General features: G+C 73.0%; 12 protein-coding genes. 11 read left to right on the top strand and 1 reads right to left on the bottom strand.

What is annotated here, in order from left to right; all coding sequences use genetic code 11:
- Window positions 1-88: 88 nt before the first annotated feature.
- Window positions 89-1480, bottom strand: coding sequence for a glycoside hydrolase family 43 protein (locus ACIBMZ_RS19960; RefSeq protein ID WP_396695800.1), 1392 nt, complete (start codon window positions 1478-1480; stop codon window positions 89-91).
- Between the two features lie 307 nt (window positions 1481-1787).
- Here ACIBMZ_RS19960 and ACIBMZ_RS19955 point away from each other — a divergent pair, with 307 nt between their 5' ends.
- From ACIBMZ_RS19955 to ACIBMZ_RS19905, 11 genes are all read left to right on the top strand, one after another.
- A complete protein-coding gene (locus tag ACIBMZ_RS19955) occupies window positions 1788-3173 on the top strand; it encodes an MFS transporter (protein ID WP_396695798.1) in 1386 nt (461 codons plus the stop codon).
- 48 nt (window positions 3174-3221) lie between these two features.
- The gene (locus tag ACIBMZ_RS19950; protein ID WP_396695796.1) at window positions 3222-4139 is read left to right on the top strand and encodes a GNAT family N-acetyltransferase; all 918 of its coding nucleotides are present in this window, start codon (window positions 3222-3224) and stop codon (window positions 4137-4139) included.
- A gap of 36 nt (window positions 4140-4175) precedes the next feature.
- The gene (locus ACIBMZ_RS19945; RefSeq protein WP_396695794.1) at window positions 4176-5804 is read left to right on the top strand and encodes an acyl-CoA dehydrogenase family protein; all 1629 of its coding nucleotides are present in this window, start codon (window positions 4176-4178) and stop codon (window positions 5802-5804) included.
- A 247-nt stretch (window positions 5805-6051) separates the two neighbouring features.
- Window positions 6052-8163 carry a cellulose binding domain-containing protein gene (locus tag ACIBMZ_RS19940; RefSeq protein ID WP_396695791.1) on the top strand — a complete coding sequence of 704 codons (2112 nt, stop codon included), beginning with the start codon at window positions 6052-6054 and terminating at the stop codon, window positions 8161-8163.
- A 134-nt stretch (window positions 8164-8297) separates the two neighbouring features.
- The gene (locus tag ACIBMZ_RS19935; protein WP_396695789.1) at window positions 8298-9191 is read left to right on the top strand and encodes an alpha/beta hydrolase family protein; all 894 of its coding nucleotides are present in this window, start codon (window positions 8298-8300) and stop codon (window positions 9189-9191) included.
- 308 nt (window positions 9192-9499) lie between these two features.
- Window positions 9500-10147 (top strand): TetR/AcrR family transcriptional regulator, encoded by a 648-nt coding sequence (locus tag ACIBMZ_RS19930; RefSeq protein ID WP_396695787.1) that lies wholly within the window; start codon window positions 9500-9502, stop codon window positions 10145-10147.
- A 59-nt stretch (window positions 10148-10206) separates the two neighbouring features.
- A complete protein-coding gene (locus ACIBMZ_RS19925) occupies window positions 10207-12996 on the top strand; it encodes a LuxR C-terminal-related transcriptional regulator (RefSeq protein ID WP_396695784.1) in 2790 nt (929 codons plus the stop codon).
- Between the two features lie 154 nt (window positions 12997-13150).
- A complete protein-coding gene (locus ACIBMZ_RS19920) occupies window positions 13151-14122 on the top strand; it encodes an ABC transporter substrate-binding protein (protein ID WP_396695782.1) in 972 nt (323 codons plus the stop codon).
- A gap of 66 nt (window positions 14123-14188) precedes the next feature.
- Complete coding sequence (locus ACIBMZ_RS19915; RefSeq protein WP_396695780.1) at window positions 14189-14989, top strand: ABC transporter permease; 801 nt, start codon at window positions 14189-14191, stop codon at window positions 14987-14989.
- Window positions 14986-15810, top strand: coding sequence for an ABC transporter permease (locus ACIBMZ_RS19910; protein WP_396695778.1), 825 nt, complete (start codon window positions 14986-14988; stop codon window positions 15808-15810). Before ACIBMZ_RS19915 ends, ACIBMZ_RS19910 begins: the two co-directional genes overlap by 4 nt.
- The gene (locus ACIBMZ_RS19905; protein WP_396695776.1) at window positions 15803-16603 is read left to right on the top strand and encodes an ABC transporter ATP-binding protein; all 801 of its coding nucleotides are present in this window, start codon (window positions 15803-15805) and stop codon (window positions 16601-16603) included. Before ACIBMZ_RS19910 ends, ACIBMZ_RS19905 begins: the two co-directional genes overlap by 8 nt.
- The last annotated feature ends 26 nt before the right edge of the window (window positions 16604-16629 follow it).

Here is a 16629-nt window from a genome sequence, read left to right as displayed (position 1 = left end):
CGGAGGTCGGGGACGGGAGTGACTCGGGCGGAGGGTGGCCGGGCCGGGCCGGGGCGACGGCGACGGTCCGGCCACCGTGGGTACGGCGTCACGAGGTGACGCGGAAGGTGGCGTCCTGACGGTCGGCGGCGCTCGACGACGCGCTGAGCGGGTCGATGCGCAGCACGTGACCGGCGTGGCGCAGGTAGTGCGTGGGGAAGTTGTACGAGCGGAACGACGACCAGCCGCCGTCGGCCAGCCCGGCGGTGCGGTGGAAGGTGGCGTCGGCGCGGAAGGTCGCGCTGTTGTCGTTGGGGTCGAGGCGGGCCACGTACCCGCTGTGCCGCAGGAAGCTGCCGGGCACGTTCACCGACTCGAACGACACCCCGGCCGGGTCGGCGAGGCCGGGCACCATCCGCCACATCTGGTCGCGGTGCGGGTCGAACGGGTACGGGTCGATGCGGACCGCGCGGTTCGAGTGCCGGACGAAGTAGTCGGGCAGGTTCCAGGACTTCAGCCGGACCCAGTTCGGCAGGCCCCACCGGCTGACCACGCCGTTGAACTCGGCCTCGGTGATGCCGACGATCGAGCCGTGCTTGGAGTTCAGCGGCGGCGTGTAGTCGCGCTGGTTGAGCACCGACCACGAGTTGGCGCCGATGTTGTTCGTGCCCCAGAGGTAGAAGTCGTTGTTGACCGGGCTGAACGAGTCGCCCCAGAGCCACCAGCCCGACCCGTCGTTGCGCTTGAGCAGGTGGGCGCCCTCGATCGCGTTGCCCTGCCGTAGACCGGAGGTGTACGTGGTGAAGCTGTTCGGGGCGCCGGTGCCGGACCGGGCGCCGTACAGGTTCCCGTTGGAGAGGTTCTTGTAGTACAGGTACGTCACCCCGCCGTCGACGTGGACGTCGGCGTCGAGCACCGGGAAGCCGGGGCTGAAGTAGGTCTGCGGCGCGCTGACGGTGCGGAAGTCGCTGGTGTAGTTCACCAGGAACAGGTCCGTGGTGGTGTTGGCCGAGTAGACGATCGCGTACTGGCCGCGCCCGGCGTCCCAGAACACCGTCGGCGCCCAGGTGTGCACGTTGGCGTAGGTGTGCATCTGGATGCGCCGGTACCCGGTGAAGCTGGTCAGGTCGATCGAGTCGTAGACGTGCAGGTACTGGCTGTTGCGGCCGAAGTTGAGCCCGTACAGGTCGGTGGCGACGACCACGAAGGTGCCGTCCTGCTTGCGGAAGACGAACGGGTCGCGCAGCCCCAGGTCACCGGCGGTCGGGGTGACCACCGGACTGTTCTGGTTCAGCGGGGACCAGTTCAGGCCGTCCCGGCTGACCGCGAGGTGCAGGCCGTAGTCGGCCGCCGACTGGTTCGGGGACTCGGTGAAGTAGGTCTTGAGGTACGCGGTGTAGGTGGCCGCCGAGGCGGACTGCGGGCGGAATGCCACGTCGGAGGCGGTGAGGCCGACGGTGGCCAGCGCACCCAGGGTGAATGCTCGTCGACTCAGGACCATCGCGGTGACCTTTCTTGGCGCGGGGGACGGGTGGGGGTCGGGCCCGCCAGGGACGGGTGCGGCCCGTCGAGTCGTACGGGAGGCAGTGGCCGGGACGCGTCGCCCCGGTGGCTGGTTGCCGGTGTCGGACCTCCGGCGGCGGGCCGCTGACGATCCCGTCACGGGAACGGGCGTCGTGTGCGGTCCGTGACGACGCGGGCGCCTCGGCCGTCTCTCCGCCGAGGTCCGGCAACCTATGCATCCAGTTCGATGTTAGCGTTAACGTAGCGGTCGGTTAACACGTGCGCAAGCCTCCGATTTCCAGGAGATGGCGACGGAAACGGGTCGGCAACACGCCTGCGCCGCCGTCGTCCGGCTGCCGGTGAAGCTTCGGGGCGGCTTGACCCTCGACCCGGTCGAGGCCGCACTCTCCGTGCCGGGAAGCCGGGCCGGCACCGCACCCGGTGGAGCCGCCGGTCCCGTCGACGGGGGGAACGTGAAGGTGACTGGTGGTCGGGCGGCGGTGCCCGGCGCGTACTGGGCCTGGTTGGGCGGGACCGCGGTGAGTCTGGTCGGCGTGCAGGCCCTGGCGTTCGCGATGGCCTTCGTCGCGGCCGGGTACGGCGGGCAGTTCACCGCCCTGGTGCTGACCGCGATCAACCTGCCCCGGGCGCTGCTGTTGATGGCCGGTGGCGCGGTGGCGGACCGGGTCGGCCCGTGGCGCGTCATGATCATCTCGGACGCGGCGATGGTGGTGGTGACCCTGTCGCTGGCCCTCGCGGCCTGGTCGTCGACCGATCCGCGCCTGCCGCTGCTGCTGGCCGCGCTGGCCACCGGGGTGGTGGACGCGTTCCACCTGCCCAGCAGTGGGTCGATGCCGCGTCGCCTGGTGTCGCCGGCCGCCCTGGCGCGGGCGATGTCGGCACGCCAACTCGCCGGTCAACTGGCCCTGTTCGCCGGCCCGGTCCTCGGCGGCCTGCTCCTCGCGCCGGTCGGACTCGCCGGTGCCGCACTGGTCAACGCCGCGACCTTCGCGGTGATGCTGTCGATCCTGGTGACGTTGCGACGCGGCCGACACCGCGTCCCGGACGCCGCACCGGCGTCCGACCCTGCGTCGGCACCGGTGTGGCGGGCCGCTCTGGATGGGCTGCGGGTCGCCGCAGGTCACCCGGCCCTGCGGCCCGCGCTGCTGCTCACCGGTGCCGCCGCCGGGTTCCTCCTGCCGGTCTCCTCGCTCCTGCTGCCGCTGCTGGCCCGGGAGCGGGCGTGGCCGGGGCCGCTCACCGGCACGGTCGTCGCGGCCGTCGCGGCGGGTACGGTCGTCGTCGCGGTGGCGGTGCTGGCCCGGGGCGCGTCCTCCCGCCCGGGCGCGACGGCGGTCGGCGGACTGCTGACGGCCGCCGCCGGGACGTCAGCCGTGGCGATGGGTGGCACACCGATATGGTCGGTCGCCGCCGCGGCGACGGTCGGTGTCGGCTCGGGCCTGTTCGCCACGCACGTCGGCCCCCTGATCCTGGCCGCCGCCCCGGCGACGCACCTGGCCCGGGTGCAGTCCGTGCTGGTACTCGTGCAGAGCCTGCCGCTGCTGCTCACCACGGCCCTGCTCGGCGCCGTCGCCGAGATCGCGGCGGCCCCGACGGTGCTCTACGGCTGTGCCGGAGCGCTGGCGGCGTCCGCCGTGGCGGCGTTGGCCTCGCCGGTGCTGCGCGCCTGACGAGCCGCCACTGGTGCGGTCCGCATCACCTGACTAAAGTCAGAAATCGTGGATCGTGGACTGGTCGACGTGGTGCGGCGCTTCAACCGCACCGTCACCCAACGGGTCGGTGCCCTCGACGACGACTACCTCGCCCGCCACCGGCCCCTGGGACAGGCGCGGCTGCTCTGGGAGATCGGCCCGGCCGGAGCCGAGGTGGCCGCGCTGCGTACCCGGCTGGATCTCGACGCCGGTCACCTCAGCCGGCTGCTGCGCACCCTGGAGGCGGCCGGGCTCGTCGTGGTCGGTCCCGGCGACGGCGACCGGCGCGTCCGTGCCGCCCGTCTCACCGAGGACGGCCACGCCGAGTGGAACCTGCTCGACCGCAGGTCCGACGAGTTGGCCTGGTCGATGCTCGCGCCGCTGACCGCCGGGCAGCGCGGTCGGCTCACCGCCGCCATGGCCGAGGTGGAGCGGCTGCTGATGGCGTCACTCGTCGACATCGCACCCTGCCATCCGCGTGACCCCCGGGCCCGGGCCTGCCTGCGGGCGTACGTGCGGGAGCTGGACGAGCGCTTCGAGGGGGGCTTCGACCCGGGCGGCGACGACGAGCCCGACCTGGTCGCGCCGGACGGACTGTTCCTGGTCGCCACGCTCGCCACCGAACCGGTGGGCTGCGGCGGACTGCGGTTCGACCCCGGCGCGCCCGCCGAGATCAAACGCCTGTGGGTGTCCGGGTCGGTACGCGGACTCGGGGTCGGCCGGAGGTTGCTCACCGAGTTGGAGCGGCACGCCGTGGCGGGTGGCGCGGACGCCGTACGCCTCGACACGAACCGCGCTCTCACCGAGGCGATCCGGCTCTACCGCAGCGCGGGCTACCAAGAGATCCCGCGGTACAACGCCAACCCGTACGCGCACCACTGGTTCGCCAGGTCCCTGACCGGCGACGGGCCGGGGTTAGCCGCCCCGCCCCGGGAAACTGGATGATGGTTCGCACCCGCACCGTCGAGGGGAGTCCCGCACGTGGCCACGCACGAGGTGTTCAACCAGGTTCCGCCGATGATCGGCCACGACGTCGCCGACGACCCGGCGCTGTTGGCCGGGTTGGCCCGCGAGGGCGCCGACTGGGCCGTGGCCGACCTGCGTGAACTCGGTCGACTGGCGGGCGGCGAGGCCGCCGCCGAGCACGGTCGGCTGGCCGACGCACACCCGCCGACGCTGCGTACCCACGACCGCTACGGCCGTCGGATCGACGAGGTGGAGTTCCACCCGTCCTGGCACGAGCTGATGCGGACCGCCGTCGGCCACGGGCTGCACGCCGCGCCCTGGGCCGATCCGCGCGTCGGCGCGCACGTCGCCCGCGCGGCGGGGTTCTACACCTGGCGACCGGACGCCGGTCACGGGTGCCCGATCTCGATGACCTACGCCGTGGTGCCGGCGCTGCGACACGCGCCGGAGCTGGCCGACCGCTACGAGCCGCTGCTCACCGCGCGGACGTACGACTTCGGGCTGCGCGAGCCGCTGGGCAAGCGGGGCCTGCTGGCGGGCATGTCGATGACGGAGAAGCAGGGTGGTTCCGACGTCCGGGCCAACACCACCGCCGCGCGCCCGCAGGCCGACGGCAGCTACCGGCTGGTCGGACACAAGTGGTTCACCTCGGCACCGATGAGCGACCTCTTCCTCACCCTGGCCCAGGCCCCGGACGGGCTGACCTGTTTCCTGGTGCCCCGGGTGCTGCCGGACGGCACCCGTAACCCGATGCGGCTGATGCGGCTGAAGGACAAGCTCGGCAACCGGTCCAACGCCTCCGCCGAGGTCGAGTACGACGACGCGGTGGCCTGGCGGGTCGGCGACGAGGGGCGCGGCGTCCGCACCATCATCGACATGGTCAACCTGACCCGGCTGGACTGTGTGATCGGCGCGGCGGCCGGCATCCGGCAGGGCGTGATCACCGCGGCGCACCACGCCGCGCACCGCCGGGCCTTCGGCCGCTACCTGGCCGACCAGCCGCTGATGCGCAACGTCCTGGCCGACCTGGCGGTGGAGTCGGAGGCGGCGACCGTGCTGATGATGCGTCTCGCCGGGGCGACGGACCGCTCCGTGCGGGGTGACGCGGTGGAGACGGCGTTCAAGCGGATCGCCCTGGCCGTCGGCAAGTACTGGGTCTGCAAGCGGTGGCCGGGACATGCCGCCGAGGCGCTGGAGTGCCTGGGTGGCAACGGTTACGTCGAGGAGTCCGGGATGCCCCGGCTGTTCCGCGAGTCGCCGCTGAACTCGATCTGGGAGGGCTCCGGCAACGTCGCCGCGCTGGACGTACTGCGGGCGCTGGCCGGGCAGCCCGAGGTGCGGGCGGCGTTCGAGGCCGAGGTGGGCATGGCCACCGGTGTGGACTCCCGGCTCGACGCCGCGGTGCACCAGCTCCAGGTCGCCCTCGACGACCCGGCGGACCTGGAGGTGCGGGCCCGTCGGGTGGTCGAGCAGATGGCCCTGGTGTTGCAGGGTGCGCTGCTGGTGCGCCACGGCCATCCGGCCGTCGCCGACGCGTTCTGTGCCTCGCGGCTCGGCGTCGACCGGGGACACGCATACGGCACCCTGCCGGCCGGCGTCGACTTCGCCGCGATCATCGACCGGGCGACGCCGAAGGTGGGCTGACCGCAGAGGTCGCCACCGGATCGGTGCGGTGTGTCGTTGAGTCCACGTCGGAGCGTGTGGGATTCTGATGCGTCGATGCCGGTCGCGCGAGCGTGCTGACCGTCGCCTCAGGGGCACCCGGAGCCGCCACGGCCTCCCGGGAGGCGACGGACGAGCTGATGTCGTGGCGTCCGCCCGCGCCCGAGGCCGTCCGCCTCGGGCGCCGGGCCGGGCGGGTCGCCGCCGTGATCACCCACGAAGGACGACCATGACCATCTCGAACAGGCACGGTGTTCGACCCCTGAACCCGCCGTTGCGACTCTCCCGGCGTGGCCGGGCGGCCCTGGCGGCGAGCCTGCTGCTCGCCACCGGCGCGCTGCTCGGCGTGGCACCACCCGGTGCCGGTGCGGCGACGGCACCGGTGGCGGTGACGGTGAACGCACGGGCCGGGCTGGCCACCGTGCCGGACACCGCGCTGGGCGTGAACCACGCCATCTGGGACTCGCAGTTGGGCACCACCGAGACGTCGGACCTGCTGCGCGCGGCCGGCGTGCAGATGATGCGGTACCCGGGCGGCTCGTACGCCGACATCTACCACTGGCGCGACCACACCGCACCGGGCGGGTACGTCGCGCCGAACACCGACTTCGACACCTTCATGGCCGGGGTCCGCCGGGCCGGCGCCCAACCGATGATCATCGCCAACTACGGCACCGGCACGCCGCAGGAGGCGGCCGACTGGGTGCGCTACGCCAACGTGACCAAGGGGTACGGCGCCCGGTACTGGGCGGTCGGCAACGAGAACTACGGCAACGGTCACTACGGGTCGGCCTGGGAGGCCGACGAGCACCCGGACAAGAGCGCCACCTACTACGCGAACCTGGTCGTCGAGTACGCCGACGCGATGAAGGCCGTCGACCCGGACATCAAGGTCGGCGCGGTGCTGACCATGCCGGCGAACTGGCCGGACGGGCTGACCGCCGGTGCCGACCCGGGCCCCTGGAACCAGACCGTGCTCTCGATCGCCGGACCGAGGATCGACTTCGTCGACGTGCACTGGTACCCGGGCGGCAGCGCGGCCGAGTCGCTGCCCCGGACCAGCCACATCCCGGACGCGGTGCACCTGCTCCGGCAGCAGATCAGCCGGTACGCCGGGCCGGACGCGGACCGCATCGGCATCAGCCTCACCGAGGTGAACGTGACCGCCGAGGGGATGACCAGCCAACCGGCCGCGCTGTTCCTGGCCGACGCCTACAGCGGGTTGCTGGCCAACGGGGTCTTCACCGTGCAGTGGTGGAACGTCCGCAACGGCATCGGCAAGGTGACCACCGTGGCGGGGCAGACCGACTACGGCGACTTCGGGATGCTCTCCAGCGGCACCTGCACCTCGGACGGGTCGGTCTGCGAGCCGCCACTGAACACGCCGTTCGCGTCGTACCACGGGCTGACCATGATGAGCCGGTTCGCGCGCACCGGCGACCAGTTCGTCCGGACCGGCACCAGTGACCCGCTGGTCGCCGCGCACGCGGTACGCCGGGCCAACGGGGAGGTCGCGGTGCTGCTGATCAACAAGGACCCGGAGAACGCGCGGGAGGTCGACATCGACTACGCCGGGTTCGCGCCGTCGGCCGCCGCGCCCACGGTGCACTCCCACACCACCGGGGCCACCGCCGTCGCCACCGCGCAGACCGGCAGCGCGACCAGCCGGACCCTGCCGCCGTACTCGCTGACCACGCTCGTGGTGCGTCCGGCCGCCGCGCCGGGCGGTCAGCCGGGCGCACCCGGCCGACCCACGGTCGACGACGTCACCCACCGCAGCGCGACCATCTCCTGGCCGGCGGCCACCCGGGGTGCCGCCCCGATCGCCAAGTACGAGGTGCACCGGCAGCACGGTGCGGTCAGCGAACAGCTCGGGGAGACCTCGGGCACCAGCCTCGCCGTGGACAACCTCGTCCCCGGCGCCCGGTACACGGTCAACGTGCTGACCCGCGACACCGCGGGCCGGGTCTCCTGGGCCTCCCCGCCGCTCACCTTCACCACCGGCAGCCCGGCGAGCAGCACCTGCGCCGTCCGGTTCGCCAGCACCACGGACTGGGGCAACGGCTACGTGGCCGACGTCGAGGTGGTGAACACCGGGGCGGGTGCGGTCGACGGTTGGACGTTGACCTGGACCTGGCCGACGGGCTGGCAGCAGGTGAGCAGCGGCTGGAACGCCACCTGGGAACAGGTCGGCACCGCCGTGCGGGTGACCGGCACCGACGACAACCGTCGGATCCCCGCCGGAGGCACGGTCACCGCCGGATTCGTCGGGGCGTACAGCGGCCCGAACGTGACGCCGACCGCCTTCCGGCTCAACGGCACGCTCTGCACAGTGCGGTGAACCGGGCCGGGGTCGTCGGTGGGCCGCACCCACCGGCGACCCCGGTGACTGGTGATTCTGCCGATGCGCTGCCGGCCGGACACCTTGAACACTGATCGCAGTCGATACCGCCCCGGACCGAGGGAGTGCCCGACGTGCGATCATCCACCACCATCCGTTCCCGTTCCGCGACCCTGCTGGCCCGGCTGGCGGCGGTCACCGTCCTGGCCGCCACCGGTGGCCTCGTCGCCACCGCCGCGCCCGCCCAGGCCGCCGGCCCGTACGAGCGCGGTCCGACACCGACCGACGCGATCCTGGAGGCGAGCCGAGGCCCGTTCGCCACCTCCTCGATCAGCGTCTCCTCGGTGAGCGTCAGCGGCTTCGGCGGCGGCGTCATCTACTACCCGACCAGCACCAGCGAGGGCACCTTCGGCGCGGTCGCCATCTCGCCCGGCTACACCGCCTCGTGGTCGAGCCTGAGCTGGCTCGGTCCCCGGATCGCCTCGCACGGGTTCGTGGTGATCGGCATCGACACCATCACCCGTCTGGACCAGCCGGCCAGCCGGGGGCGTCAGCTCCTGGCCGCGTTGGACCACCTCACCCAGCGCAGCTCGGTGCGTGGCCGGATCGACGCCGGTCGGCTGGCGGTGGCCGGTCACTCGATGGGCGGCGGAGGCAGCCTGGAGGCCGCCGCGAGCCGACCGTCGTTGCAGGCCGCCGTGCCGCTGGCCCCCTGGAACCTGACCAAGAACTGGTCGAACCTGCGGGTGCCGACGCTGATCATCGGCGGGGAGAGCGACAGCACCGCCCCGGTCGCCACGCACTCCGAGCCGTTCTACACCAGCATCCCGGCCTCGGCGGAGAAGGCGTACCTGGAGCTGAACAACGCCGGGCACTTCTTCCCGAACACGGTGAACACGCCGACCGCCAAGCAGGCGGTGGCCTGGCTCAAGCGGTTCGTCGACGACGACACCCGGTACGAGCGGTTCCTCTGCCCCGGGCCGAGCGGCCCGGCCGTCGAGGAGTACCGCAACACGTGCCCGCACTGACCCGACGCCGAGGTCGTCCCGGATCGCGGGGCCGCCGGTCCGTCGACCGGCGGCCCCGGTCGAGCCGGGTCGACGGGGGAGTGCAGCGCCACTTCGGCCCGACGTACCAGACCGACGAGGGGGACGGGCCGGTCGAGGAGTCGCAGCGCCGGTGGTGCCCCCGGCCGACGGGGTGCCGACGCCCTGACCGCCGTTGCGCCGACTCGCCGGACACGCAGCCACGGCATATCGGGCGCAAAACCCCGTCGTGGTACGCGTCTAGACTCGGCTCGCACAACGGAACGTGACGGTGGGGGAGGCGGACGCGGATGGGTAGGGCCGAGGCACCGGGTCGGGCGACGGCACCGACGGCGGCTGAGGCGACAGGTCGCGTCGACGGCCGGACCGCCCGGGCCGAGCGCACCCGGGCGGCCATCGTGGAGGCGCACCTGGCCCTGATCTCCGAGGGGGACCTGCGCCCGACCGGTGAGCGCATCGCCGAGCGGGCCGGGATATCGCTGCGGACACTGTGGACCAACTTCAAGGACATGGAGACCCTCTTCGAGGCCAGCGGCCGGGAGCTGCTCCGCCAGCAGGACGCCGCCTGGCGGCCGATCTCGCCGACGTTGCCGCTGGCAAAGCGGGTGGACGCGTACTGTCGGCAGCGGGCGAGGCTGCTGCAACTGATCGCACCGGCGGCGCGGGCCGCCCAGATGCGCGAGCCGTTCTCCGCGCAACTGCGCCGCAACCGGCTCAAGCACCTGGCCCGGGTGCGCGACGAGGTCGAGGAGTTGTTCGCCGCCGAGTTGGCGCGCGCCGGTGCCGGTCGGGAACAACTGGTCCACGCGGTGGTCGCGGCGAGCACCTGGCCGGCCTGGTCGACGCTGCGCGACGGGCTCGGTCTCGGCGTGGACGCCGCCCGCGCCGTGCTGACCCGCACCGTGGAGTCCCTGTTCAGGGCGGTCGCCGAAGCCTGATCCCCCTTTCCAAGCCGCCCGACGTGGGCGAGACTCGATGCATGGTTAATGCATCGCGAGTGCAAATAACCTTCATCTGCGGGCGGCAGCACGAGTGCCGGCTGATCCGGGACCTGCTCGCGACGCCACCGGGGGCGGCCCTGCTGCTGCACGGCGAGCCCGGCGCGGGCCGGAGCACCCTGCTGGCGTACGCCCACCAGCATGCCGACGACCGGACGGTGCTCAGCGCGGCCGGACTGGCCGACGAGGCCGAGTTGCCGTACGCGGGCCTGCAACGGCTGCTCGATCCGGTCCGCGACCACGCCGTCGACCTGCCCGAACGGCAGCGGCGGGTGCTGCGCCGCGTGCTGACCGGGGACGGTTGCGGCGACGGCGACCGGCTCACCCTCACCGTAGCCGTCCTCGGACTGCTGGCCCGTGCCGCGCGGGAGCGTCCGCTGCTGTGCACCATGGACGACCTGGACACCGGCGACGTACCGACCGCCCGGCTCCTGGCCTTCGTGGCCCGGCGGTTGCGGCCCCTGCCGGTCACGCTCCTGCTCACCGCCGACGACGGCAGCCTGGTGGCCGGGATCCCCAGCCGGCGGCTGTCGCCGCTGGACGAGACGGCCAGTCGGGCGCTGCTCGCCACCCGGCGTCCCGGACCGCCGCCCGAGCCGGTGCTCGCCACGCTGGCCTCGATCGGCGGCGGCAACCCGCAGGCGCTGGTGGACCTGGCCGACGCGCTCACCCCGGGCCAGTGGCTCGGGCGGGAGCCGCTGCCCGGCACGCCGCCCCCGGACGGCGACCTCGGTCGCGCGTACCGCGCCATGCTGGATCGGCTGCCCGCCGACACCCGGCGCGTCCTGCTGCTGACCGCGCTCGCCGCCGACGTCGGCTCCGGCGTGCTGGCGCGGGCCGCCCGGGCGGCCGGTACCGCGGTCGAGGCGCTGGCTCCGGCGGAGGCGGCAGGGCTGGTGCGCACCGGCCCGTACGGAGACGTCACCTTCCCCCGACCGCTCGCCCGCGCGATGGTCGAGGCCACCGCCCCGGCGGCCGACCGGCGGGCGGCGCACCTGCTGCTCGCCGCCGCGTGCGGCGCGCCCGGTCAACGGCTGCGGCGGGCGTTGCACCGGGCCGCCGCCACGGACGCCCCGGACCCGGGCCTGGCCGCCGAGCTGGTGGCGGTCGCCACCGAGGGCGGGCACTCGGTCGACACGGCGGCGGCACTGGCCCGGGCCGCCGAGCTGACCGACGATCCGGCGTCGGCCGCCGAGCGGCGGGTCGCCGCCGCCGGTCACGCCTGGGCGGTGGGGCGCACCGGCCAGGCCCGCGCCCTGCTGCGGGCGCTGCCCGACCCGCCGGCGGGCACCGGGGTCGGTGGACCGGTCACGCCCCGGGACGCCGCTCTCGGCGGCCGGTCCGCGCTGCTGCGCGGCGAGATGCTGCTGCGCTGCGCCGCGCCGTCCGCCGCGCCGCCCGTGCTGCTGGCCGCCGCCGACGCGCTGGCCGCCACCGATCGCGCGACGGCCCTGCTCGCCCTGCTGCGCGCCGGTGAGGCGGTGTGCTACTCCGGGGAGCAGTACCGCTACGCCGAGGTGGCGCGCCACCCGGTGGCGGCGCGTCGCGACGCCGACGGCCCGGAGGCGGAACTGCTGACCACCCTGGTCGCCGGGATCGCCGCGACCCTGCGGGGCGAGCACCTGCGTGGCGGGCCGCTGCTGCGTCGGGCGGTCGTGCTGGGCGGACGGTCCGGCGTCGCCATGACCCCGAGCGCTCTGACCGGCGCGGTCGCCGCCGGCCTGCTGGTGGCGGTGGACGCCGCCGCGCACCGGCTCGCCGACCGCGCCGTGGAGCTGGCCCGCAGCACCGGCGAGGTGTGCCTGCTGCCGCGCGCCCTCGAACTGCGGGCGATGAGCGAGTACTGGTTGGGTCGGCACGACGCGGCGGCGGACAGTTGCCGGGAGGGGCTGCTGCTGGCCCGCTCCACCGACCAGCACGCCAGTGCCGAGGTGCACCTCGGTCTGCTCGCCGTGCTCGCCGCGGTGCGCGCCGATCGGGACGCCGGCCTGCGGTACGTCGCCGAGATCGGGGACAGCGCCCCGCCGGACAGCCGCCCGTACGCGTTGGCCCAGTGGGCGCTGTCCGTGCTCGACCTGGTCGCCGGCCGGTACGCCGACGCCGCCGACCGGCTCACCTCGCTGGCTCGCCCCGGCACCGGCCGGGGTCAGGTCATGGTGCAGGTGATGGCGACGCCGCATCTGGTGGAGGCCGCCGCCTGCGCCGGTCGGCCCGCGCAGGCCCACGCCGCGCTGGCGGTCTTCGACCGTTGGGTGGGCAGTACGGCCAGCTCGTCGCGGCGGGCGCTGTCCGCGCGGTGCCACGCGCTGTTGGCGCCCCGGGGTAGCGCCGAGGCCGAGGAGCTGTTCCGGGCCGCCCTGCGCATGCACCCGGCCGACGTCGCCACCTTCGAGCGGGCCCGTACCGAGCTGCTGTTCGGCCGGGAGCTGCGGCGTCGCCGTCGACCGCGCGACGCCCGGGCGCACCTGCACCGCGCCCGGCAGGCGTTCGTGCTGCTCGGCGCGGAGACCTGGAGCGAGCAGGCGACCGCCGAGCTACGCGCGGCGGGGGAGTCGGTCGGGGTGCCGCAGCGTCCGGCCGAGCGCCTGCTCACCGGCCAGCAGCTCCGCATCGCGCGGTTGGTCGCCGAGGGTGCGACCAACCGGGAGATCGCCGGCCGGATGTTCCTGTCCACCCGCACCGTCGACCACCACCTGCGCAACGTGTTCCACCGGCTCGGCGTGCGCTCGCGTACCGAGCTGACCCGGGCGTTGGGCGGCGCACCGCCGCAATATTCAACCTATTCATGACGGGCGTCAGAAATTCTTGACATCTGGTGGCCGGGTGGCTGACCATGGCCACCACGGCAGGGTGACCCCACTCACACCCGAACGCGTCCGCACCTTCGAGGCATCCGCCGTGTCGACGCACCCCCACCACCCCCGCCCAGGAAGGGCCCCGTCCATGAAGAAGGTCATCACTTTCGGGTTGGTCGCCGCCGTCGCGATCGCCCTCACCGCTTGCACCGACTCCGACGCGACCGGCCCCGAGCAGGCCGACGGCGACCTGCGCCAGGTGCGGGTCGCGGCGCTGCCCATCACCGAGACCGCCGCGTTGTGGGGCGGCATCAAGGCGGGCATCTTCGCCAAGCACGGGCTGGGGGTCGAGGTGCTGCCCGCCCAGGGCGGCGCCCAGGCGATCCCGGCGCTGATCAACGGTGACATCGAGTTCGCCATCGGCCAGCCGTTCGGTCCGTTCCGGGCCGACCTGCAGGACCTCGGCGTGGTGATGATCGGCAACTACGCGTCCTCGTACGCCGAGGGCGACGACATCAACGCCGTCGTGGCGTCGAAGGCGTCGGGCATCACCCGCCCCGCCGAACTCGCCGGGAAGCGGGTGTCGGTGAACAGCCTGGGCGCGGCCGGTGACGTGACCATCATGGCCGCCGTGGAGAAGGACGGCGGCGACCCGTCCACCATCAGGTTCGTCGAGGTCGCCTTCCCGGACGCGCCGGCCCAACTGGAGGCCGGCAACATCGACGCCGCCTGGGTGCCGGAGCCGTTCGTCACGCAACTGCGCGGCCGGGGGGACACCTTCGTGGTGGCGCCCTACCAGGCAGTCGTCCCCGGGCTCACCACGCTGACCACGATCACCACGAAGGAGCGGACCGAGTCCGACGCCGAGCTGATCTCCGCCTTCTCCACGGCGATGAAGGAGACCCTCCAGTGGGCGCAGGACCCCGCCAACGAGGCGGACGTCCGGCAGGCCATCAAGGACAACCTGCAACTCCCCGAGCCGGTGGCGGACTCGGTGCGGCTGCCGGAGTTCGGCTGGGAGCTGGACCGGGAGAGCCTGAGCACGCTCGCCACGCTCGCCGGTAAGTACCAGGTGCTCGACCGGCAGCCCAACCTCGACCGTCTCATCCAGCAGCAGTAGCCCTCGCGGTCCCACCCTTCCCGGCCGCCGGTCGGGAAGGGTGACGCCGCCGACCACGGGAGCGACATGCACGTGACATCCATCCGGCGGACCCGCCCGCCACGCAAGGTGCTGCTGGGTGCCGCAGGGTTGGCGGGATTCCTCGTCGTCTGGCAGTTGGTGCCGACCCTCGGGCTGGTCAACTCGCAGTACCTGCCGTACGTCACGGACGTGCTGGTCCGGCTCGCCGAGGAGTTCCGCGACGTCGCCTTCTGGCGGCGGCTCGGTCACACCATGACCTCGTGGGCGATCGGGCTGACCGTGGCGACGGTCGCCGCGGTCGTGCTGGGCACCGTCGTCGGGCTGGTTCCCGTCCTGCGTCGCGCGACCCATACGGTGGTCGAGTTCCTGCGCCCGATCCCCTCGGTGGCACTCATCCCACTGGCCGTGCTGATGTTCGGCATCCAGATGAAGGCCGCGCTGGTGATCATCATCTACGCGTCCTTCTGGCAGGTGTTCGTGCAGGTCATCTACGGCGTCGCGGACGTCGACGCGGTGGCCCGGGACACCGCCCGCAGCTTCCGGCTCACCCGGCGCGAGCGACTGGCCTACCTCGTGCTGCCGACCACCCTGCCGTACCTGATGACGGGGGTCCGGCTGGGTGCGGCGGTGGCGCTCATCCTCGCCATCACCTCGGAGATGGTGATCGGCAACCCCGGACTCGGGCGGATGATCGAGCTGTCCCGCTCCTCCGGCGACGCGGTCGGCCTGTACGCGCTGGTGGTGGTCACCGGCCTGCTCGGGCTGCTGGTGAACCTCGTCTTCCGGTTCGTCGAACGTCGCTCGCTGTCCTGGCACCAGTCCGTCCGAGGAGAGGAGCCCCGATGACCGCGCACGCCGAATGGATCGCCGCCCGGCCGCGCGGACGTGGCCTCGCGCACCGTGTCGCCTCGGGCTTCCTCTACTCGCTCGGGCTGCCCTTCCTGCTGCTGGTGATCTGGGGCGCGACGTCGACGGTGTCGACGAACCGGTTCTTCCCCGGACCGCTCACCATCGGCGCGGCGTTCCGGGACACCTGGGTCGGTCCCGCGTTCGTCCACGACGTGCTGCCCAGCCTCTACCGGCTCGCCCTCGGCATCGCCGCGTCGATCGTGATCGGCGTCGCCCTCGGCACGCTCATCGGACTGTTCCGGTGGCTGAGCGAACTGCTGGAACCGCTGCTGGAGTTCTTCCGGGCCATCCCGCCGCCGGTGCTGATCCCGGTGGTGATGCTGCTGCTGGGCATCACCGACACGATGAAGGTGGTGGTCATCGTCTCCGGCGCGGTCTGGCCGATCCTGTTGAACACCATCGACGGTGTCCGGGCCACCGATAGCGTCATGTCCGAGACCGCCGACTCGTACCGGATCACCTGGTGGGAGCGGCTGCGCTTCCTCGTGCTTCCGGCCGCGAGCCCGCGCATCATGGCCGGCGTCCGGCAGGGACTGTCGGTGGCGCTGATCCTGATGGTGATCTCGGAGATGTTCGCCTCGTCCGCCGGCCTGGGCTACCGGATCGCGTACTTCCAGCGGAACTACCTCATCGCCGAGATGTGGAGCGGCATCCTCCTGCTCGGCCTCGTCGGCGTCCTGCTCGCCGCGACCTTCGGTGTCGTCGAACGGCGGGTGCTGCGTTGGTACCACGGAATCAGGGAGGTCAACCGTGCCTGAGCGGGACATGTTGCTCAAGGTGGAGCACCTGCGGAAGGTGTACGAGTCCGCGTCCGGCGACGTCGAGGCGATCGGGGACGTCAGCTTCACCATGGCCGCCGGTGAACTCGTCTGCGTCGTCGGCCCGTCCGGCTGCGGCAAGACCACGCTGCTGAAGTGCCTGGCCGGGCTGCTGCGGCCCACGGACGGGCTGGTCGAGATGCACGGGGCACCGGTGACCGGACCGAGTCCCGCGATGGCCGTCGTCTTCCAGGAGTACGGCCGCAGCCTCTATCCGTGGCTGACCGTGCGGGGCAACGTCGAACTGCCGCTGCGCCACAAGAAGCTGTCCCGGGCGGCGCGCGAGCGCCTCGTCACCGACGCGATCGAGGCGGTGGGCCTCGGGCACGCCGCCCGGAGCCACCCCTGGCAGCTCTCCGGCGGCATGCAGCAGCGGGTGGCGATCGCCCGGGCGGTCGCGTACGAGCCGGAAGTGCTGATCATGGACGAGCCGTTCGCCGCGGTCGACGCCCAGACGCGCGCGGACCTGGAGGACCTGGTGCGGGAGCTGCACGCGACCCGCAAGATATCGATCGTCTTCGTCACGCATGACATCGACGAGTCGGTCTACCTGGGCGAACGGGTTCTAGTATTGTCCAAGTCGCCGACCTGGGTGCAGGAGGATCTCGTCATCGACCTGCCGCCGGAGCGTGACCAGATCACGACTCGCGCGCTACCCCGCTTCACGGAGCTGCGCACCCACGTCTACGACCAGATCCGTCGCGCCAAGGGCGCCCAGACCGTCGCCCCGTGACCGTCGCCAGGTCGGAGCCGTCCGAG

Source organism: Micromonospora sp. NPDC049900, assembly GCF_044461025.1.
Classification (GTDB): domain Bacteria; phylum Actinomycetota; class Actinomycetes; order Mycobacteriales; family Micromonosporaceae; genus Micromonospora.
This window is presented reverse-complemented; position numbering and strand designations above follow the sequence as displayed.

Bases quoted from the DNA above. Each gene is read 5' to 3' on its own strand.
- ACIBMZ_RS19960 (WP_396695800.1), bottom strand. From the start codon at position 1,480: ATGGTCCTGAGTCGACGAGCATTCACCCTGGGTGCGCTGGCCACCGTC.
- ACIBMZ_RS19955 (WP_396695798.1), top strand. From the start codon at position 1,788: ATGGCGACGGAAACGGGTCGGCAACACGCCTGCGCCGCCGTCGTCCGG.
- ACIBMZ_RS19940 (WP_396695791.1), top strand. From the start codon at position 6,052: ATGACCATCTCGAACAGGCACGGTGTTCGACCCCTGAACCCGCCGTTG.
- ACIBMZ_RS19930 (WP_396695787.1), top strand. From the start codon at position 9,500: ATGGGTAGGGCCGAGGCACCGGGTCGGGCGACGGCACCGACGGCGGCT.
- ACIBMZ_RS19920 (WP_396695782.1), top strand. From the start codon at position 13,151: ATGAAGAAGGTCATCACTTTCGGGTTGGTCGCCGCCGTCGCGATCGCC.
- ACIBMZ_RS19915 (WP_396695780.1), top strand. From the start codon at position 14,189: ATGCACGTGACATCCATCCGGCGGACCCGCCCGCCACGCAAGGTGCTG.
- ACIBMZ_RS19910 (WP_396695778.1), top strand. From the start codon at position 14,986: ATGACCGCGCACGCCGAATGGATCGCCGCCCGGCCGCGCGGACGTGGC.